Origin of the sequence: Actinomadura luteofluorescens (assembly GCF_013409365.1) — a bacterium.
GTDB lineage: Bacteria > Actinomycetota > Actinomycetes > Streptosporangiales > Streptosporangiaceae > Spirillospora > Spirillospora luteofluorescens.
In genome coordinates, this window is record NZ_JACCBA010000001.1 from 6,256,933 (window position 1) to 6,275,915 (window position 18,983).

At 72.1% G+C, this 18,983-nt stretch carries 17 protein-coding genes and 2 pseudogenes; 13 read left to right on the plus strand and 6 right to left on the minus strand.

All coding sequences use genetic code 11. The annotated features are described in order from the left end of the window. Positions 1 to 24: 24 nt before the first annotated feature. From BJY14_RS45740 to BJY14_RS29240, 9 genes and pseudogenes are all read left to right on the plus strand, one after another. A pseudogene (locus tag BJY14_RS45740) lies at positions 25 to 276 on the plus strand (MlaD family protein); the annotation flags it as partial. A 550-nt stretch (positions 277 to 826) separates the two neighbouring features. Further along, a complete protein-coding gene (locus tag BJY14_RS45745) occupies positions 827 to 1,081 on the plus strand; it encodes a hypothetical protein (RefSeq protein WP_246397878.1) in 255 nt (84 codons plus the stop codon). A 71-nt stretch (positions 1,082 to 1,152) separates the two neighbouring features. Next, positions 1,153 to 2,157 (plus strand): annotated as a pseudogene (locus BJY14_RS29210) (MCE family protein); the annotation flags it as partial. Next, positions 2,157 to 3,179: an MCE family protein gene (locus BJY14_RS29215; RefSeq protein WP_179846537.1), complete on the plus strand. Its 1,023-nt coding sequence runs from the start codon at positions 2,157 to 2,159 to the stop codon at positions 3,177 to 3,179. The pseudogene BJY14_RS29210 and the gene BJY14_RS29215, both read left to right, overlap by 1 nt. Beyond that, positions 3,179 to 4,264 carry an MCE family protein gene (locus tag BJY14_RS29220; RefSeq protein WP_179846538.1) on the plus strand — a complete coding sequence of 362 codons (1,086 nt, stop codon included), beginning with the start codon at positions 3,179 to 3,181 and terminating at the stop codon, positions 4,262 to 4,264. Before BJY14_RS29215 ends, BJY14_RS29220 begins: the two co-directional genes overlap by 1 nt. Further along, the gene (locus BJY14_RS29225) at positions 4,264 to 5,370 is read left to right on the plus strand and encodes an MlaD family protein (RefSeq protein ID WP_179846539.1); all 1,107 of its coding nucleotides are present in this window, start codon (positions 4,264 to 4,266) and stop codon (positions 5,368 to 5,370) included. The genes BJY14_RS29220 and BJY14_RS29225 overlap by 1 nt, the downstream gene beginning before the upstream one ends. Continuing rightward, on the plus strand, positions 5,367 to 6,659 hold the full coding sequence (locus BJY14_RS29230) for an MCE family protein (RefSeq protein WP_179846540.1): 1,293 nt from the start codon (positions 5,367 to 5,369) through the stop codon (positions 6,657 to 6,659). Before BJY14_RS29225 ends, BJY14_RS29230 begins: the two co-directional genes overlap by 4 nt. A gap of 24 nt (positions 6,660 to 6,683) precedes the next feature. Next, positions 6,684 to 7,682, plus strand: coding sequence for a hypothetical protein (locus BJY14_RS29235; protein ID WP_179846541.1), 999 nt, complete (start codon positions 6,684 to 6,686; stop codon positions 7,680 to 7,682). Positions 7,683 to 7,820: 138 nt separating this feature from the next. Next, complete coding sequence (locus tag BJY14_RS29240; protein WP_312879463.1) at positions 7,821 to 8,309, plus strand: MarR family winged helix-turn-helix transcriptional regulator; 489 nt, start codon at positions 7,821 to 7,823, stop codon at positions 8,307 to 8,309. On the opposite strand, the gene rpsD is transcribed toward BJY14_RS29240, so the two are convergent. Continuing rightward, positions 8,306 to 8,911 (minus strand): 30S ribosomal protein S4, encoded by a 606-nt coding sequence (gene rpsD, locus BJY14_RS29245; RefSeq protein ID WP_179846543.1) that lies wholly within the window; start codon positions 8,909 to 8,911, stop codon positions 8,306 to 8,308. The genes BJY14_RS29240 and rpsD overlap by 4 nt on opposite strands. A 66-nt stretch (positions 8,912 to 8,977) precedes the next feature. Between rpsD and BJY14_RS29250 the strand changes: the two genes are divergently transcribed. Together BJY14_RS29250 and BJY14_RS29255 are read left to right on the plus strand one after the other, a co-directional pair. After that, the gene (locus BJY14_RS29250; protein ID WP_179846544.1) at positions 8,978 to 9,760 is read left to right on the plus strand and encodes a DUF2470 domain-containing protein; all 783 of its coding nucleotides are present in this window, start codon (positions 8,978 to 8,980) and stop codon (positions 9,758 to 9,760) included. A gap of 326 nt (positions 9,761 to 10,086) precedes the next feature. Further along, positions 10,087 to 11,268, plus strand: a complete 1,182-nt coding sequence (locus BJY14_RS29255) for a trans-sulfuration enzyme family protein (protein ID WP_179846545.1) — start codon at positions 10,087 to 10,089, stop codon at positions 11,266 to 11,268. On the opposite strand, the gene BJY14_RS29260 is transcribed toward BJY14_RS29255, so the two are convergent. Both BJY14_RS29260 and BJY14_RS29265 read right to left on the minus strand, forming a co-directional pair. After that, the gene (locus tag BJY14_RS29260; RefSeq protein ID WP_312879464.1) at positions 11,265 to 12,422 is read right to left on the minus strand and encodes a DUF5925 domain-containing protein; all 1,158 of its coding nucleotides are present in this window, start codon (positions 12,420 to 12,422) and stop codon (positions 11,265 to 11,267) included. The two genes, BJY14_RS29255 and BJY14_RS29260, sit on opposite strands and share 4 nt — an antisense overlap. A 74-nt stretch (positions 12,423 to 12,496) precedes the next feature. Continuing rightward, positions 12,497 to 13,294 carry a lysophospholipid acyltransferase family protein gene (locus tag BJY14_RS29265; protein WP_179846546.1) on the minus strand — a complete coding sequence of 266 codons (798 nt, stop codon included), beginning with the start codon at positions 13,292 to 13,294 and terminating at the stop codon, positions 12,497 to 12,499. 133 nt (positions 13,295 to 13,427) lie between these two features. Here BJY14_RS29265 and BJY14_RS29270 point away from each other — a divergent pair, with 133 nt between their 5' ends. Beyond that, positions 13,428 to 14,285, plus strand: coding sequence for a hypothetical protein (locus BJY14_RS29270; protein WP_179846547.1), 858 nt, complete (start codon positions 13,428 to 13,430; stop codon positions 14,283 to 14,285). 186 nt (positions 14,286 to 14,471) lie between these two features. Here BJY14_RS29270 and BJY14_RS29275 read toward each other — a convergent pair whose 3' ends face one another. Then, positions 14,472 to 15,149, minus strand: coding sequence for a uracil-DNA glycosylase (locus BJY14_RS29275; protein WP_179846548.1), 678 nt, complete (start codon positions 15,147 to 15,149; stop codon positions 14,472 to 14,474). Positions 15,150 to 15,405: 256 nt separating this feature from the next. Between BJY14_RS29275 and BJY14_RS29280 the strand changes: the two genes are divergently transcribed. Continuing rightward, on the plus strand, positions 15,406 to 16,854 hold the full coding sequence (locus BJY14_RS29280) for a WS/DGAT/MGAT family O-acyltransferase (RefSeq protein WP_179846549.1): 1,449 nt from the start codon (positions 15,406 to 15,408) through the stop codon (positions 16,852 to 16,854). Between the two features lie 5 nt (positions 16,855 to 16,859). Here the strand turns inward: BJY14_RS29280 and BJY14_RS29285 are convergent, their stop codons facing one another. Together BJY14_RS29285 and BJY14_RS29290 are read right to left on the minus strand one after the other, a co-directional pair. After that, on the minus strand, positions 16,860 to 17,849 hold the full coding sequence (locus tag BJY14_RS29285) for a transcriptional regulator (RefSeq protein WP_179846550.1): 990 nt from the start codon (positions 17,847 to 17,849) through the stop codon (positions 16,860 to 16,862). A 188-nt stretch (positions 17,850 to 18,037) separates the two neighbouring features. After that, positions 18,038 to 18,964, minus strand: coding sequence for an NAD(P)/FAD-dependent oxidoreductase (locus BJY14_RS29290; protein ID WP_179846551.1), 927 nt, complete (start codon positions 18,962 to 18,964; stop codon positions 18,038 to 18,040). Between the last annotated feature and the right edge of the window lie 19 nt (positions 18,965 to 18,983).

An 18,983-nucleotide genomic window follows, 5' to 3' on the forward strand; every position in this document is an offset into this window, starting at 1 on the left:
TCACTGTCCACCCGCCGCCGGACGATGTTCGGGCTGGTCGGCGCCGGCGTCATCGCGGCGGCCGCGGTGTTCGTCGCGGTCGGGTCCACGCCGTCCCACGCGGGCTCCACCTACTACGACGCGACGTTCGGCCGCGCCGGGCAGGGCCTCGACCCGGGCAAGTCGGAGGTGAAGGTCCGCGGGATCGCGGTCGGCGACGTCCAGGAGGTCAAGCTCGACGGCAACGGCAGGGTCACCGTCCGGATCCGGGTCGACAAGGGCGTCAAGGTGGCCGACACGGCCATCGCGACGGTCGAGCCGGTCTCGGTGTTCGGCCCGAAGGACCTCGCCCTCGACCTCGGCGCGCACGAGCTCTCCGGCCCCTACATCGACGACGGCGGCCGGATCGCGAAGACCAACGACCCGAAGGAGCTGTCGGACACGGCCTGGCCCACCTACCGGCTCACGCGGGCGATCAACCCCGACGACGTGGCGACGATCCTGCACACGTTCGGGGCCGGGCTCTCCGGGCAGGGGCCGGCGCTGCGCCGGACGATCGACAACGGCGCGATCGTCGTCGACGCGACCTACCGGGACCGGGGCCGCGATCCAGTCGCTGCTGAACGACGTCAACGGCCTGTCCGGGACCTTCGCGTCGCGCGGCGACACCCTCACCCGGTTCGCCGGGGACTTCAACCGGCTCGCCCAGGTCGTCAACGAGCGGCCCGACAAGGTCACCCAGCTGCTGGACGAGTCGGCGCGGCTCGGCCAGACGGTCGGCACGAACCTGGAGCAGCACGGCCGCAACCTCGGCAGGATCATCGACTCGGGCGGCGAGGTGGTGCGCGTGTTCAACGGGCAGCGCCGCAACGTCCCGGTGCTGCTCGACAGCCTGACCGGGTTCTTCGGCCTGCTGGCGCAGATCATCCGCATCCCCGGCCCGGAGGGCACCCTGATCGCCCAGGCGCGCGACGACCTTCCGCTGGACATCTGCCAGATCCTCATCGACGTCTGCTCGGTCAAGCCCAAGGCGACCGCGTTCGACGTCCCGCTCCCGGGCGCGGGCGGGCCGGGCCGCACGGCGACGGGAACGCGGCCGTGAGCCCGCTGCTGCGCGGCAAGACCGCGCGCGGGCCCGAGTACTCCACGATCCTGAAGTTCCTGGTGTTCGTGGCGCTGACGGGTCTGCTCACGTTCTACATCGGCCAGCAGATCCTCGGCACGAGCTTCAAGTCCCGCTACCGGCTGTCCGCCACGTTCGACGACGTCACCGGCCTGCTGGAGGGCGACGCCGTGAAGGTGGCGGGCACGCCCGTCGGACAGGTCGAGGGCATCAAGGTGGTGCGCGGCAAGGCCGTGGTGAAGATGGCGGTCGACAAGGAGGTCCGGCTGCCGTCGGACTCCACCGCCGCGATCCGCTGGCGCAACGTGATGGGGCAGCGGGTCGTCTACCTGGAGCCCGGGTCGAGCCAGGGGAGGCTGGGCGACGGCGACCGCGTCCCGCGCACCAGGTCGGTGGTGGACCTCGGCGACATCGTCAACAGCCTCGGCCCGCTCACCCGCAACCTGGACCCGAACCAGCTCAACAAGATCCTGTTCGCCTTCTCCCAGGCGCTGGACGGCAACGAGCAGAACATCTCGCTGCTGACCGAGAACCTGGACATGCTGCTCCAGACGTTCGCGGCCCGGAAGAAGACGATCAAGGGGATGATCGACGACTACGAGACGGTGAGCGACGCCATCGCCACCCGGGACCGGCAGATCGCGGCCAGCGCCGACAACCTGGAGTCGCTGACCCGGGTGTTCGCGGGCAACCGCAAGCTGCTGGAGAGCGCGGTCGTGGAGATCTCGGGCGTCACCACCAACCTCAACCAGGTGCTCGGCGGCAACGACGCGCAGCTCGCCCGCATCATCGCCAACCTCGGCAGGTTCAGCGAGACGTTCCGGCTGAACGTCGACCAGCTGGAGAAGATGGTGCAGCAGCTCCCGCTGACCCTCCGGCAGCTGTTCGCGTCCGCGAACGGCGGCCACTACCTGCGCACCAACGCGCTCTGCCTGAACGTGGTGCAGGGCCCCTGCCCGTTCCCGATGGAGCTGCCGAAGTCGCCTGGGGCGGGCCAGCCGAGCAAGGACGATCTCACCAAGCTCAGGAAGATGCTGCTGGGGGGTGGCGGCTGATGGCGCTCAAGTCGCTCCGCGACGTCAACCAGAAGGTCGTCGCGATCGTCACCCTGACCGCGCTCGGCGCGGCCTGCGTGTTCGCGTTCGCCCTCGGCCAGCTGCACCTGCTCGACCGCGGCTACACGATGAGCGGGGAGTTCAGCGACACCGCCGGGCTGAAGAAGGGCCAGGACGTGCGGGTCGCCGGGGTGAAGTCCGGCCGGATCACCGCCGTGGAGCCCGACTTCGCCCACGGCAGGGTCATCGTCTCCTGGCACGTGAACGCCGGCATCGACCTCGGCCCGAAGACCCGCGCCGAGATCCAGACGACGACCCTGCTCGGCGGCCGGTACCTGCGGCTGTCCGGCCCGGTCTCCAAGCCCTACCTGGCGGACGTGCCGGAGTCGCGGCGGCGGATCCCGCTGTCGCGCACCAGCGTCCCGTTCACCGTGCCGGAGGCCCTGGAGGGCGCGCAGAACATCGTCGGCAAGCTCGACCAGCGCAGCGTCGACAAGCTGCTCACCGAGATCACCAAGATCAAGTCGCCGGGCGCGGTGAAGCTGCGCCGCATCCTGGTCAACATCCAGGAGCTGTCCCGGACGCTGAACGACTCCTATCCGCAGATCCAGCGGCTGATCGAGAACAGCAAGACGATCACCGGGACGCTGGCGGGCAAGGACGAGGAGCTGCGCCAGATCATCGACGCCAGCCAGGTGCTGCTCCAGTCCCTGGTGCGGCGCCGCAACGAGCTGGCGGCGGCGATCGGGCAGGGCAGCCAGACCGTCCGGACGCTGTCCAACGTGATCTCCAGGAACCAGAAGGAGCTCGACACCCTGCTGGACAACCTGCACCTGCTGACGACCAGGCTCGCGCCCAACATGGACGCGCTGAACACCGACTTCTCGCTGCTCGGCCCGACGTTCCAGCAGGTCGCCAACCTCAAGGGCAACGGCCAGTACATCGAGGGCCTCCTCACCGGGCTCGGCCCGCTGCAGCCGGCCGGTCCGATCTCCACGCGGCGACCGCAGGGAGGCAACTGATGAGCGGCGACGCCACGGGGGGACGGCCCCCCGGAGACTCCGGCTCCGCCCCCGGGCGCGGCCGGCTGCGCGGCGTGGCCGTCGCGCTCGGCCTCGCCATGACGGCCTCGCTCGGCGGCTGCTCGCTCGCCCCGTCCGCGGGCGGCGAGCGCACGATGGTCGTCTACGTCCCGAAGGCCCGCTCCTTCTACGAGGAGTCCAAGGTCAAGGTGATGGGCGCCGACGTGGGGCTCGTCGACAAGGTCGAGAACCAGGGCGACCGGGTGAAGGTCACGTTCCACCTGCGCCGGGACGTCCCGCTGCCGAAGGGCGTGCAGGCCTCGATCGTCCCGCTGAACCTGATCGGCGAGCGCAACCTCGTCCTGCACCCGGCCTGGAGGCCGGGGGAGGCCAAGGAGACCGCGGACGTCATCCCGATCGAGCGCACCCACGTGCCCGTCGAGGTGGACGACGCGCTCAGCTCGTTCACCAACCTGGCCAACGCGCTCGACCCGACCAAGATGCAGAGCGCGCTCGGCACGGCCGCCGACACGGTGAAGGGCAACGGCAAGGAGTTCAACGCGACCCTGGAGCAGAGCGCCCGCCTCGTCGAGAACGTCGCCGGGCAGGACCAGGAGCTCATCGAGGTCGCGCGGAACCTCAGCCGGCTGGCCGGGGTGGTGCGCGGGCGCGAGCAGATCCTCGGCACGATGATCCGCGACTTCGGCACCGCGAGCCAGGTGCTGAGCTCCGAGCGCGGCGAGCTGCAGCAGCTGATCAGCGGCATCCTGGAGCTGGCGCGCAACGGCGACAAGCTGCTGCGCAAGTACAAGGGGAACCTGCCCTACGACCTGGCGGTCCTCACCCGGACGGCCCTGATCCTCAAGGGCAACGCCAGGGAGCTGGCGCAGCTCATCCGCGTGCTGCCGGGCATCAGCGACGCGCTCATCGGCGGCTACAACCCGAAGAACAAGTCGCTGCAGATCCGGTTCGCCACGGACGCGTTCCTGCGGACCTGGCTCAAGGGCCTGATGAACTCCGACGACGTCGAATGCCCGCTGCCCGCACCCAACTCCAACTGTCCCTGGCAGAACGGAGGCAACTGATGGGCAGGCTCGCCATCACGGGACGGCGCCGCGCGGCCGCCGGCGGCAGGCTGCTGCTGGTGCTCGTCGCCGCCGCGGCCCTCGCCGTCTCCGGCTGCTCCTACAAGACGGCGGGCGCGCCGAAGGGCGGCCTGAAGCTGACCGCCACGTTCGACGACGCGCAGGGCCTCGTCGCGGGGCACAGCGTGAAGATGTCCGACATCACGATCGGCACCGTCACGAAGGTCGAGCTCGCCGGCTACCGGTCGAAGGCGACGCTGTCCATCGAGGACGACGTCAGGATCCCGCGGGGCACCCGGGCCGAGATCAAGGTGACCTCGCTGCTCGGCGAGAACTACGTCGACCTGCAGATGCCGCCCGGCGCGAGCATGGACCGCGGCCCGTTCCTGGCCACCGGCACGGCGATCACCGACACCGGCGTCCAGCCGGCGTTCGAGCAGGTCGTCGGGCAGGCCGGGCCGCTGATCCAGGCCCTGGCCGGCGACGACGTCGCGACGGTCGTGAACGCGGGCGCCACCGCCCTGGACGGCAACGGGGAGAAGCTCAACAAGACGATCGCGAAGGCGGGCGCGCTGCTGGGGTTGTTCGCCAGGCAGCGCGCCGAGCTCGGCGAGTCGGTCGACCGGTTCGCCCGGCTGGGCCGGTCGCTCGCCAAGGGCAGCGACGCTCTGGGCGAGACGCCCGAGCAGCTCGAACGCACCACCCGGCTGCTCGACAAGGACAAGTACAAGATCATCCAGATGGTCGACAAGCTCACCATGACGGCGCGCGAGCTGAACGACAAGGTGCTGGAGGGGCGCATCCAGCGGTTCCGGGCGCTGCTGCGCGACCTGGACCCCGTCCTGGAGCAGCTCGGCAGCAACCGCAAGCGGCTCACGGCGCTGGTGGACGGCCTGGTCGAGTTCACCGACAAGCTGCCCCGGGCCACCTATGACGGCCAGCTGCTGCTCTACCCGCTGCTGCGGATCGTGTGGCCGGACGGGACGCCGATCTTCCCGGGCCTCGGCCAGAGCCCCAAGAAGAAGAAGGCCGCGGCGCCGGAGATCCCCAAGCAGCTCCAGGGCGCCCTGCCGGACCTCGACAAGATCCTGGAGCCGCGCGGATGAACAGACGGCTGACGATCAACCTGGCGGCGTTCGGCGTGCTCGCCGCGGTGATGGTCGTGTGGGCGTTCAACAACGTCGTCCGCTTCGACTTCATCGACCGGCCGTACCACATCACCGTGGAGTTCGAGTCCTCCCCGGGCCTGCACCCGAACTTCGAGGTCGACTACCTCGGCCTGCGGGTCGGCAAGATCGACTCGGTGCGGCTGGAGAAGGACAAGGTCGTCGTCCGGCTGGACATGGAGCGCGGCGTCAGGATCCCGCAGGGGGTCACCGCCGCCGCGGCCCGCAAGTCCGCGGTGGGCGAGCCGGTGGTCGAGCTGACGCCGGGGCCCGGCAGGTCCGGCGCCCCGCCGATGAAGCCCGGCACCGTCATCCCGGTGTCGCAGACGAAGGTCCCGCCGAAGTACGGCGACCTGTTCGGCGCCGTCATCGACACCCTGAAGGCGATCGACCCCGACGACGCCAAGGTGCTCACCCAGGAGCTCGCCGCCGGATGGGCCGGACGCGAGGACTCGCTCCGCCAGATCGTCAACGGCAGCGACGACCTCACCCAGACGTTCGCGCAGAACACCGAGCTGCTGGACGGGCTGACCAACGACCTCGGCCGCATCACCCACGTGCTGAACCAGAACCGCGGCTCGCTCGGCGCCGGGATCGACAACCTCGCCGCCCTCACCGCCGCGCTCAGCCAGGTCCGCGGGCAGATCGCCGAACTGCGCGACCGCGGCCCCGGCCTGCTCGCCACCGTCAACGACCTGCTCGACAAGACCGGCCCCGACTTCGGCTGCACCGTGGACATGCTCGGCAACCTGGGCATCGGGAGCTACGACCCCAACTATCTCGACGACCTGCGCAGGACGCTCGCGGTGGCGCCGCAGCTCAAGGTCGTCCTGGACAACGTGATCGGAAGGGACCAGGGCCAGCCCGTCCTGAACGTCGTCTTCCAGGTCACGCTGAAGAGGCTCGCCACGCTGGAGTACAAGTACCCGCGCGCGCAGCCGGCGGTGAACCGGATCCCGGCCTGCCCCGGCGGCCGGACCCCGGCGGTGACCAAGCAGAAGCCCTACAAGGCGAAGAACCCGGGTGAGACGATCCCCACCCACGATCCCGCCTTGCAGCGGAACGTGCAGGCCAGGAAGGCCGCGAACACCGGCGACTCTTCCGGCGGACCGCCGATCTGGCTGGTGTACGTTCCCCCGATCATCGCCCTTCTGGTGCTGATCAGGGTCATGATGGGCTCGGTGCCCGTGGTGTCCCGCCTTACCCGACTGCGTCGGGGCAAGGACTGACCCCAATCCCGAGGAGTATCCGAAGTGACAGCCAAGACCACCAAGGGCGAGTCCGACGAGGTCGAGGCGGTCCCGGCCGAGGAGGCGCCCGAGGAGACCGAGGCCGCCGAGCCGGAGGCCGCGCGGCGGCCCGCCCGGCCCGCCGCCAAGCGCAAGCGCCGGGTACGGGTCATCGAGGTCATCGACGACGAGGACCTCGACGAGGTCCTGGAGGCGCTCGACGCCGAAGACGAGGAGGCCCCGGACGAGGAGGCCCCCGCCCGTCCGGCGGCGAAGCCCGCGGCCAAGGCGCCCGCCAAGCCGGCGGCCAAGCCCAGGCCGCGCCCGACCCGCCTCGAACCGCCGGAGGGCGAGGCGGAGGAAGAGGTCGAGGCGCCGAAGAAGGCTCCGGCCCGTCCGAACGCCGCGGCGTCCTCGGAGGCCCGGCCGGGGATCTTCGGTCTCACCGTGGTGCAGGCGGTCGTGGTGGTCGTCCTGGTCGCCCTGCTGGCGAGCCTGGCGATCTGGCAGTGGACGAGCGCGAGCTCCCTGTCGTCCAAGCAGGACGAGCGGGACGCGGTGAGCAAGGTCGCGTCCGCCTACGGCGACGTGGCCCTCAACTACAACGCGCAGAACTACCAGACGCAGATGGGCAAGGCCCAGAAGCTCATGGGCGGCGACCTGCTGGAGAGCTTCAAGAGCACCACGCTCCCGAGCCTCGGCGAGACGTTCAAGAACAACCCCGAGCTGTCGCTGACGTCCAAGACGAACCAGGTCTTCGTGGGCACCGTGGACGGCAGGTTCGCCACGGCCGTCGTCATGGTCGACATCGACGTCCGGACCAAGGACGGCGCGACCGCGGCTCCCGCTACGCTGCTCCGCCTCGCCCTCGCCAAGATCGACGGGACGTGGAAGGTCACCAAGCAGTACGCGTCGGGCGTCAACGACCAGAACCAGAACCAGCAGAACCAGCTGCCGACGGTTCCGAGCGGCGGCGCGTCGAAGTCGCCCGCGGCGGAGAAGACCGGCAAGCCGAAGAACTGAGGCCGCGAGGTCCGGCCTCGCCGGCGGCGACGCGAACGCCCCGCACGGAAGCCGTGCGGGGCGTTCGCGCGTTATGCCGGTGACCGCGTCGTGCCGATGACGGGGCCACGGGGACGGAGGCGGGGCATCATGTCGATCGTGACGGAGCAGGATGGGCAGGGCACGGCCGTCCCGGACGCGCTGGTGCACGAGTTCGGCGCGCTGCTGGGCGCGGCGTCGGTGCTGGAGCGGATCGCGGGCCGCGAGCTGGAGCGCCGCTGCGGCATTCGGCACGCGGTCTTCGAGGTGCTGCTCAGGCTGTCGAGTGCGGGCGGGGAGTGCGCGGTGTCGATGGGCGGGCTGGCCGGCGAGCTGATCCTGACCAGCGGCGGTATGACCCGCATCATCGACCGCATGGAGGAGGCCGGGCTCGTCCGCCGCGAGCCGGCACCGGACGACCGGCGCCGGCAGAACGTGGCGCTGACCCCGGCCGGGACGGCGAAGCTGGACGAGGCCCTGCGCGTGCACGCCGAGACGCTCCGCGCGCACTTCGCGGGCCCCCTCACCGAGGAGCAGCGCCGCGTCCTCGTGGACGCGCTGCGCCTCCTGCGCACCACCGCCCGCGAGGAACTCGGTGACCTGCGCTAGCGGGAGTAGTACTCGACGACGAGCTGCTCGTCGCAGATGATCGGGATCTCCGCGCGCTCGGGCAGCCGGGCGAGCCGGGCGGCGAGGGCGTCGTGCCGGACCTCCAGGTAGGGCGGGACCTCCGCGGCGTGCCCGCCGGCCGCCGCGACCTGGAACGGGACCATCGCGCGGCTCCGTTCGGCGACCGTGATGACGTCGCCGGGCCGCAGCCGGTAGGACGGGCGGTCGACGCGGCGGCCGTTCACCAGCACGTGGCGGTGCACCACGAACTGGCGGGCCTGGTAGATCGTCCGGGCGAACCCGGCGCGCAGGACGAGCGCGTCCAGCCGGCGTTCGAGGTCGACGAGCAGGGCCTCGCCGGTCTTGCCGCCGGTCCGGGCGGCCTTGTCGAAGGCGTTGCGGAGCTGCGCCTCGCGGATGTCGTACTGCGCGCGGAGCCGCTGCTTCTCGCGGAGCCGGACCTTGTAGTCGCTCTCCTGCTTGCGGGCGCGGCCGTGCACGCCGGGCGGGTAGGGGCGGGCCTCGAAGTACTTCACGCACTTCGGCGTCAGGGGGATGCCGAGGGCCCGCGAGAGCCGCACCTTGGGACGGGGGTTGTTCATCACGCTCCTTGATGATTAGGTAAGCCTAAGTTAGGTAAGCCTAACCTGATACGTCAAGGAGGCACGGTGCCGCGAGCGGAGACCACGCAGTCCAGGCAGACCATCCAGGGCCCCACGGCGGCGGAGCGCGCGCGGACCCTCGCCTACGGCGTCGCGGACGGCGTGCTCGTCGCACCCGGCGTCCCCTACGCCCCCGTCCCGGCGCACACCACCGACCGGGACGGCAGGCCGCTGCTGCTCGTCCGGGCGGACGCGCCGATCGCGGCGGCCCTGGCCGGCGAGGACGACGTGCCCGCCACGCTGCGGATCAGCGACGTCGCCCCGGTGCCGCTGCCGGACCGCGTCCGGGGCCGGGCCTGGCTGCACGGCTGGCTGAGCGAGGTGCCGGACGGCGAGACGCGCGCCGCCGCGCTGCGCCTCTCGCACGCGCACCCGCGTCCCGAACTGCTCGACCTCGGCGCCGAGCGGGACGGCCGGCGCGAATGGACGATCCTCGCCCTCGAAGCCGCCCAGGTCGAGGTCGAGGACGCCTGGGGGAGCGCCACCCTGGAGCCCGAGGAGTACGCGGCCGCCGCGCCCGACCCGTTCGTCGCCGTCGAGGCGGGCATACTGACGCATCTGGACTCCGCCCACCGCGGCGAGCTGCCGCGCCTGCTGCCGCGGTCGGTCCCGCCCGGGCCGGTCCGGCCGCTCGGGCTCGACCGGTACGGCATGTGGCTGCGCTGCTCCGCGCCCCCGCCGGACGCGCCGTCGTCGTTCGACGTGCGGCTCCCGTTCGCCGAGCCCGTCAGTGATCTCCACGGTCTGCGGCGCGTGTACCGGAGGCTGTTCGCCCGGGCCACCCCGTAGGACGACGGGCGGCGGGTACGTGGTGCCCCCGCGAAATGCCAGTGATCCCCCGGATGGCGGGCGGGCCCCTCCGCGGGCGATGATCGTGTCTCCGGTCGAGGGACGCCGCTCTCTGTTCCCCGGTTCGGACGGCTTCGACCGCCGGTTCGCCCCTGCGGGGTGGGCGAGCCGGCGGGCGATACCGTACCGGCCGACCCGGGAGCCGGTCCTCCGGCCGGATCGGTGGTCCGGCGCGGTGCGAGCACGAGCATGAGCCGGGGGGCGCACCGGGCCACTGGTCGCGATTGGCCGTTTCCGCCGGGCCGATCCCGCCGCACGCTGGGACCATGACCGCACATCACCCGCAGACCCGAGCCGTCCACCCGCCCGTGATCGTCCCCGAGGGCAGCCGCCCGCTCGGCGTCCCGATCTACCAGGGCCACCTGTTCTCCTTCGACGCCTCCGACGCGCTGGCCGCCGCGTTCCAGGGCCCCGACGAGGCGTTCTTCTACGCCCGGATGGCCAACCCGACCGTCCGCGCCCTGGAGCAGTCGCTCACCGAACTCGAAGGCGGCTCCGGAACGCTCGCCACCGGGTCCGGCATGGGTGCGATCAACGCGGTCCTGATGGGACTGCTCCGCAGCGGCGACCACGTCATCGCGCAGGCCGCCCTCTACGGCGGCACCCACGCGCTGCTCCAGGACCTCGCCGCGCGCTGGGGCGTGGAGGTCACCTTCGTCTCCGGCGACGACCCGGCCGAGGTGCGCGACGCCCTGCGCGACACCACGAAGATCCTCTATCTGGAGACGGTCGCCAACCCCACCACCCACGTGACGGACCTGCCCGCGTTCACCGAGGCCGTCCGCGGGACGGGCGTGCTGACCGTCGTCGACAACACCTTCGCCCCGCTCCTGTGCAGGCCCATCGAGCACGGGGCCGACATCGTCGTCCACTCCACGACGAAGTACCTCGGCGGGCACGGCGACACGATCGGCGGCGCCGCCGTCTTCGCCGACTCGTCCGTCCACCGGCGGGTCTGGGAGCACGCCGTCGAGCTGGGCTCCACCCCCGACCCGTTCGCGTCCTGGCTGACCGTCCGGGGCCTCGCGACCATGCCGCTGCGCGTGGCCAGGCAGAGCGAGTCCGCGCTCGACATCGCCCGCCGCCTGGACGGCCACCCGTCGGTGACCCGCGTCCACTACCCGGGGCTGGAGGACCACCCGCAGCACGAGATCGCCCGGAGGCTGCTGCCGGACGGCGCCGGCGGCGTTCTGGCGTTCGAGCTGAACGGCGGCCGCGACGCCGGCCGGACCTTCTCCGAGGCCGTCGAGCTGGTCTCGCTCGGCCCGTCGCTCGGCGACATCGCGACCCTCGTCATGCACCCGGCCAGCACGTCCCACCGGCAGCTGGACGCCGCGTCCCTCGCCGCCGCCGGGATCGGCGAGGGAACGGTGCGCCTGTCGGTCGGCCTCGAACACCCGGACGACCTCTGGGCCGACATCGAACAGGCCCTGCGGAAGGCGTCCTAGAGGTAGAAGCCGGTGGCGGTGGAAGGAGCGTCCTGACCTTCGGGACGCTTCTCGCCCTTGCGCAGCGCCGCGAGCTCGGCGAGCGTCGCGCCGTCGGCGCCGATCTCCGCGGCGGGCACGCCCGTGCCGTCCAGCCAGGACAGCGACTCCGCGCGGGTGAGCCGGCCCACCTCGATCTGGGCGAGGCAGCGGCCGGGGCGGACCACCGCCGGGTGCAGCATGGCGAGGTCCTCGTTGGTGGTGATGGCCACCAGCACGTCCCGGCCCTGGCCGAGCATCCCGTCGGTGAGGTTGAGCAGCCGCGACAGGCCCTGGCCCGTCGACTGCTTGGCCTCGCCGCGGATCAGCTCGTCGCAGTCCTCCAGGATGAGCAGCCGCCAGCGGCGGTTCTCGTCCTCGTCGTCGCCGACCGCGACCTCCATCAGGTAGCTCGGCGTGCCGAACAGCGCCTCGGGGTCGAGGACGCAGTCGGACTGGCACCAGTCGTTCCAGGAGCGCGCGAGGGCGCGCAGCGCCGTGGTCTTGCCGGTGCCGGGCGGGCCGTGCAGGAGCAGCAGCCGCCCGGAGACCTCCTCGCGGGTGAGCTTCATCACCGAGTCGAGCGCCTCGGCGACCGGCGCGGTGTAGTTGCGCCGGATGTCCTCCCACGCGTCGGCGGTGATGGCGCGCTCGCTGCGGACGGGGCCGTGCGACCCCATGTGCCAGAAGCCCATCTCGACGCTGGTCTCGTCCACCTTCGGCGGCTCGGTCGCGTCCTTCACCGACGCCGCGAGGACGGTCTCGGCCAGCTCGTCGGTCACGGCGGACACCGCGACGTAGGCGATGCCGCTCTTCCACCGGTTGCTCAGCAGCGTCCAGCCGTCGCCCTCGGCCAGCACCGACTCCTTGCCCTTCTCGTGCGCGACCCGCACGAGCCTGGCGTCGCCGGGGCGCAGCGGCGCCTCCGCCCGGACGTTCTCCAGCCGCGTCGACCGCGACCAGGGCTGCTCGCCCGACGCGAACGGGCGCAGCGACAGGACGTCCATGACGTCGGCGGGGGAGTTGTTGTCGGACAGGTTGAAGACCACGGGCAGCGCGGGCTCCGGCGCGTCGGCGCCTTCCCGGGGCTCGATCAGATGCAGGACCTCCTGCGGCCTCTCCTGCGACATGGTCATGGCATCGATGATCACGCCCGGCGGCGCCCCGCGTCCACCGAATTAGCAGGGCACGCGGGGGCCGGGCCCGCGGGTCAGGAGCCGCCGCCCTCCTTGGCCTCGCGCGTCGCCTCGCGCTCCGCGTGGGCGGCCTTGCGCGCCTCGGCCTCCTCCAGGTCGAGCTTCTCGGCCTCCTCCGGCGTCGGCGCCGAGCCGCCGAGGTAGGCGGGCTGCCACCACGTCTCGTCCGAGCGCGGGACGTCGGGGTACTCGCGCTGCGCCTTCTCCAGCAGCTCCGCCATCCGGGCGTGCAGGTCACGGGTGACCTGCTCGTAGTCGTCGCCGCGCTTGGGGTACATGGGCTCGCCGACGATGATCGTCACCGGCACGTTGCGCTGCAGGAGCCGGCGCTTGCGTCCCTTGGTCCACATCCGCTGCGGGCCCCAGAGCGCGACCGGGATGAGCGGCGTCTTGGACGCCACCGCCATCCGCACCGCGCCGCTCTTGATGTCCTTCACCGTGAACGAGCGGCTGATCGTCGCCTCGGCGAACACCCCGACGATCTCGCCGCCGCGCAGCGCCTTGAGCGCCGCCGCGTAGGAGGAGGCGCCCGCGTCGCGGTCGACCGGGATGTGGTGCATGCCGCGCATCAGCGGCCCGCCGATCCGGTTGTCGAAGATCTCCTTCTTCGCCATGAACCGCACCAGCCGGCCCGCGGGGTGCGCGGCGAGGCCCGCGAAGATGAAGTCGAGGTAGCTGACGTGGTTGCTGACGAGCACCGCGCCGCCGGTGGCGGGGATCTGGTCGGTCCCTTCCAGACGGATTCTGATGTTCAGGGCCTTGAACACGCCGAGAGCCGTCTTGATCACCGGTGGGTACACGAGTTCGCGCATGTAGGCACCGTACTTGAGCAACTCCTGATCAGCGAGTGTGAGGCGGGGATCGCGATGCATCGCACAACCGGGCCCAACTCTGAGAAGGTGGGTGTGCAACTGATCCGCCGAAGGCTGAGGGAGGATGAGCCCCATGGAACCGTTGGACGCGGCGGCGGACGTGCACGCGCTCATCCGCGACGTGCTGCCCGCCCTGGCGCCCAGCGCCTGGTTCGATCACGGCACCTCCGAGGTGGTGCTGCCCGTGGGCCGGTCGGAGGCCCGCGCCTCCAGCTGGACGGTGCTGGAGCGCTGCGCCCGCGAGCCGCGTTCGACGTGGCCGCAGGTGGTGGACGAGTGGGTCCGCGAGGTCGGCGACCGCGCGTTCCTCGCCGTCGGCGAGATGGAGCTGTTCGGCGACGTCCGCGAGCTGCTGCGCCTGCGCATCGTGCCGAAGCTCGACCCCCGCGACCGCGAGGGCCTCGTCGTCGTCCCCGCCGGCGACCACTTCGACGCCATGGTGATGATCGAGCACCCCCGCTACGGCGGCCCCCTCACCAAGGCCCGCGCGGGCCTGCTCGGCCTGCACAAGCTCGGCTACGTGATGACGAACACCCACGACCGCGAGCTGGCCGACGTGTCCGTGCACGACCAGCCGCTCCTGCCGGGCCGCAACGTCCGCGTCGTCGGCAAGCCGGGCAGCCGCTACGTGTCGGCGCTGCTCAGCGAGGTCCACCAGTTCGTGCCGAGGCAGAACGAGCACGGCGCACTGGTCGGCGTCCCCTGCCACAGCACGCTGCTGCTCTACCCGATCACCTCCACGGCCGTCCGCGAGGTCCTGCCGATATTCGCCGACGTCGTCCGCGAGATGCACGCCAACGCCGACGACCCCTGCGCTCCCGGCGTCTACTGGAGCCACGGCGAGCGCCGCCTCACCCCCCTCTCCCCGGACGCCGCGACCGAGGGCGCCGGCGAATTCGCCCTCTTCCTCCGAAAGCTCCCCCAGGAGTGAAGTAGGCCTCAGTCACGAGCGCGGGTCGGGTGGCCGGAAGGCGCTCTGGCGCCTGGAGGTCGCACGACCCGTCGAGCCGGGCGACCGCAGCGACACGACACCAGCCCGCACGGGCACGGAAACCCGCACCGTGGCGTGAGGATCGCCCGGCTCGCAACGGGGGTTCCAGGGGGTCGCCCCCCTGGGCTAACACAGCTTCCAGTCGACCGGGGCGGCGCCTTGCTGTTCCAGGAGATGGTTGGCGCGGGAGAAGGGGCGGGAGCCGAAGAAGCCGCGGTCGGCCGACATGGGGCTCGGGTGTGCGGACTCGACGCAGGGCACGCGGCCGAGCAGCGGCTTGAGGTTGCGGGCGTCGCGGCCCCAGAGGATGGCGACGAGGGGGCGGTCACGGGCGGCGAGGGCCCGGATGGCCTGCTCGGTGACCTCCTCCCAGCCCTTGCCGCGGTGCGAGCCCGGTTTGCCCGGCATGACGGTCAGCGACCTGTTGAGCAGGCACACGCCCTGCTGCGTCCACGGGGTGAGGTCGCCGTTGGACGGCTGCGGGTGGCCGAGGTCGTCGCAGTACTCGCGGAAGATGTTGACGAGGCTGCCGGGCAGCGGCCGGACGTCGGGGGCGACCGAGAAGCTGAGGCCGACGGGGTGGCCGGGCGTCGGGTAGGGGTCCTGCCCCATGATGAGGACGCGCACGTCGTCGAAGGGCTGGGTGAAGGCGCGCAGGACGTGGTTCCCGGCGGGCAGGTAGCGGCGCCCGGCGGCGACCTCGGCGCGCAGCCAGTCGCCCGCGGCGGCGATCGTCCCGGCGACGGGGGCCAGCGCGGCCGCCCATCCCGCTTCGACGATCTCCGAGAGTGGTCGTGCCGTCATGGGGTACGAGCCTAGTGCGATGATCTTTGCGTCGGTGGATGATTGCCTGCTTGATCAGCCTTGTGAAGTTTTCTGACCACATCAGGTCGGGACGCGGGCAAATGTTCTCCAGCGCCGAGAAAAGTGGTCGATGAACTGGGTGAAACGTCCCGTTAAGTCGCTGTTACTTCCTGGCGGCCTTCATTGACCTGCGGACTTCCAGCGCATAACTCCTAGAGAGTAAGCCGGCGCAGGACGAGCGGACGGACGAGAGAGCATGACCCAGCTGACCACCGTGGACGCCACCTTCCTCCATGCCGAGAACGCGACGACCCATGCCCACATCGCCGGGCTCGGCATCGTCGACCCCGGGACGTGCCCCGGCGGCCGGCTCACCGTCCCGCACGTCGCCGAGCTGATCCGCTCCCGTGCGCACCTCGCGGCACGGCCGCTGCGGCAGCGGCTCGTCCAGGTGCCGCTCGGCCTGGACAACCCGTACTGGGAGGACGACCCCGACTTCGAGCCCGAGCGGCACATCTCCGAGTTCGGGCTGCCCGAGCCCGGCAGCGACCGGCAGCTCGCCAACCTGGTCGCGATGCTGCACGAGCAGCCGCTCGACCGGTCCCGCCCGCTGTGGGAGATGGTCCTCATCCAGGGCCTCGCCGGCGGCCGGACCGCCGTCTACGTGAAGGTGCACCACGCGGCCATCGACGGCGTGATGGCCGCCGAGACGCTCGCCGCCCTGCTCGACCTGACGCCCGAGCCCCGCGACCTGCCCGCCGACGAGACCGTCCCGGCCCGCGCGCCCGGCATGGCGAGCATGCTCGGCACGGGACTGCTCCGCACCGTGCTGCATCCGGTGCGGTCGGCGGTGTCGGCGGTGCGCACCGCCCCCTACCTGGACGAGGTCCCGGGCCTGTCGTCCCTCCCGGGCGTCGGGCGGATGTCGTCGTGGATGCAGGGGGCGCTGGGCCGTCCGGAGGTGCCGAGGGCGCCGCGGGTCAGCGCGCCGCCGACGCCGTTCAACCATCCGATCGGCCGGCGCCGCGCGGTCGCGTGCGGCGAGCTGCCGCTCGCCGACATCAAGGAGATCCGCCGGGCCCTCGGCGGCAGCGTCAACGACGTGGTCATGGCGCTGTGCGCGACGGCGCTGCGGCAGTGGCTCGACAAGCGCGGCGAGCTGCCCGAGCGCCCGCTGGTCGCGGCCGTGCCGGTGTCGCTGCGGCGCGGCGCGGGCGCCTCCGCGGAGCCGGGCAACCAGGTCTCGATCATGACCACGCCGCTCGCCACGCACCTGCCCGACCCCGCCGACCGGTACACCGCCGTCCAGCGCGACTTGGACGTGGCGAAGCGGCGGTTCACCGGCTCGTCGGGCAGCTGGGTGCGGGAGATGAGCGGGCTGCTCCCGGCGCCGTTCGCCGCGGCGGTCACGCGGCTCGCGCTGCAGGCCGCGCCGGTGGTGTCGCTGCGCCCGATCAACCTGGTCATCTCCAACGTGCCGGGCCCGCAGTTCCCGCTGTACCTGTGCGGCGCGAAGGTGCTCGGCTACTACCCGATCTCGGTCATCACCGACGTCAGCGGCGGCCTGAACATCACCGTGTTCTCCTACGACGGGAAGGTGGACGTCGGCATCGTCGCCTGCCGCGACCTCATCCCCGACCCCTCGGAGATCATCGACCACCTGGTGGACGCGCTCGACGAGCTGCGCTCGCTCTGCCGCGAATGAGGCCGCTACAGCCCGAGGGCCGCCCGGTGCCGCCGCGCCAGGCCCAGCGCGGCGGCTCCCGCCGGCTGCATCGGCCGGGGCACGGGCCCGCCGAACGGCGCCATCGACACCTCGCCCTCGTCGTTGACCGCGACGAGGTCCCCGAAGAGCCCGCCGAACAGCGCGTCGTCGACGACGACGACGGTCAGCAGGTCGAGCGCGAACGTCAGCGGGTCCACACCGAGCCCCAGGAAGTGCGCCCGGAGGCGTCCCTCGTCGCGGGCGGAGGTCATCGCCTGGTGAAAAGGCCAGTCGTCCTGGACGAAGTCGTCGCCGTAGTCCTCGTCGGCGCCGAGAAACTCCTCGGCGTACTCGCGGACCATGCACTGCCACAGATCAGGCGGCTCGTCGCCGAGCGGCTGGAACACCCCGACCGGCATCACCTGGTAGAGCCCGCCGGCGTGCGCCACCTTCGCGGCGTCGCGCCGGTGCAGGACGTACCGCCCGGACGTGGTCACGGTGACCGTGGTGACGGCGGGCAGCGCGGGCCTGCGTGACAGGTCGCACGGGTCGCCGATCTGGTCGCGCAGCGGTAGCCCGGCCACCCCGGCGGCCAGCTCGTGTGCCACGGACTCGCCCACGTTGACGGCGTCGAAGTAGCGGGCGGGGCCGAGCCGGAGCACCGGCGGTTCGGCCGCGACCAGCCGGTAGCTCGGACGGTCCTCGAACACCTTCGGCGGGGCGAGGGCGGCGACGGCCTCCGCGTACGTCCGGTACCCGTCCGGGAGCCCGTCGTCCGGGTCGGCGATCGCGGGCGGGACGGGGTGGGCCTCCCACTCCAGCCGGATCTCCTCCAACGGGATCGGCGCCGCGGGGATCCAGGCGTCCCGGCAGAGCAGCGGCGTGCCCGCCACGCGCGGCACGTCCGGGTACAGCCCGTCCGCGACCTCGCCGAACCGCCCGCGCCCGGCATTCAGCACCGCCCGCTCCCGCCGCCACGCTCCCTCATCCGTCACACCCCGAGCCTAGGACGGGTTTCGAAGTGGCCTCGGCCATGCGCGCGAACGCGTGACCTGGCCGGTGCCGCGAAGCCGGAGGCGAGCGGCACCGGCCAGATCGCGAAGCGATGCCGCGTTCGCCCAGGCACGGTCACGTAGCGAGCCGCCAGGCGAGCGAAGTGGGCCGGGACGTGGAAACACAGCCGCTAGGCGAGCGAAGTGGGCCGGGACTTCGAGACGCTGAGCTCGCGCGCGACCTCCTCCTCGACCAGGTCGGCGTTGATCATCGCGGCGGCCATCGCCCCGGCCGCGGCCGCCATGATGACCTGGCCGGACGGGACGACGACGTTGCCCGCCGCCCACACGCCGGGGACGCTGGTCCGCCCGGTGGGGTCGGTCTTCACGAAGCCGTCCTCGCCGGTCTCGCAGCCGAGGTCGGTCAGCGGCCCGGCCTTGGGAACCCACGTCGGCGCGAGGAACACGGCGTCGCAGCCGAGCACCGAACCGTCCGCCAACTCCAGCCCGGTGAGCCGGTCGTCCTCGACGACGACGCGCCGCACCCCGCCCGGCGCGACGGGGATGCCGCGCGCGGCCAGGCGCGCCGCGTCCTCGCCCGCCGGCGGGGTGTCCGCGACGAACGTCACGTCGGGCGACCACTGGCGCAGCAGCAGCGCCTGGTGGACGGAGTTCGGCGACGTCCCCAGCACGGCGATCCGCTGGTCGCGGACCTCCCAGCCATGGCAGTAGGGGCACATCTGCGCCTCGCGGCCCCACCGCTCCCGCAGGCCGGGGACGTCCGGCAGGACGTCGGTCACGCCCGTGGTGACCAGCAGGCGGCGGCCCCGCAACCGGGCGCCGTCGCCGAGGGTGAGGACGAAGCCCTCCTCGGCGCGGGCGACCGTCCCCTCGACGATCTCGCCGCCGTAGCCGCGCACCTCGGTGCGGCCGGTCTCCAGCAGGCGGGCGGGCGGCATCCCGTCCCGGGTGAGGAAGCCGTGCATGTGGTCGACCCCGGCGTTGCGCGGCTCGCCCGCGTCGACGACGGTGACGGAGCGGCGGGCGCGGGCGAGGACGAGGGCGCCGCTCAGCCCGGCCGGCCCGCCGCCGATGATCAGTACGTCTCGTTCGGTCATGCCCCGAGCGTGCGCGACG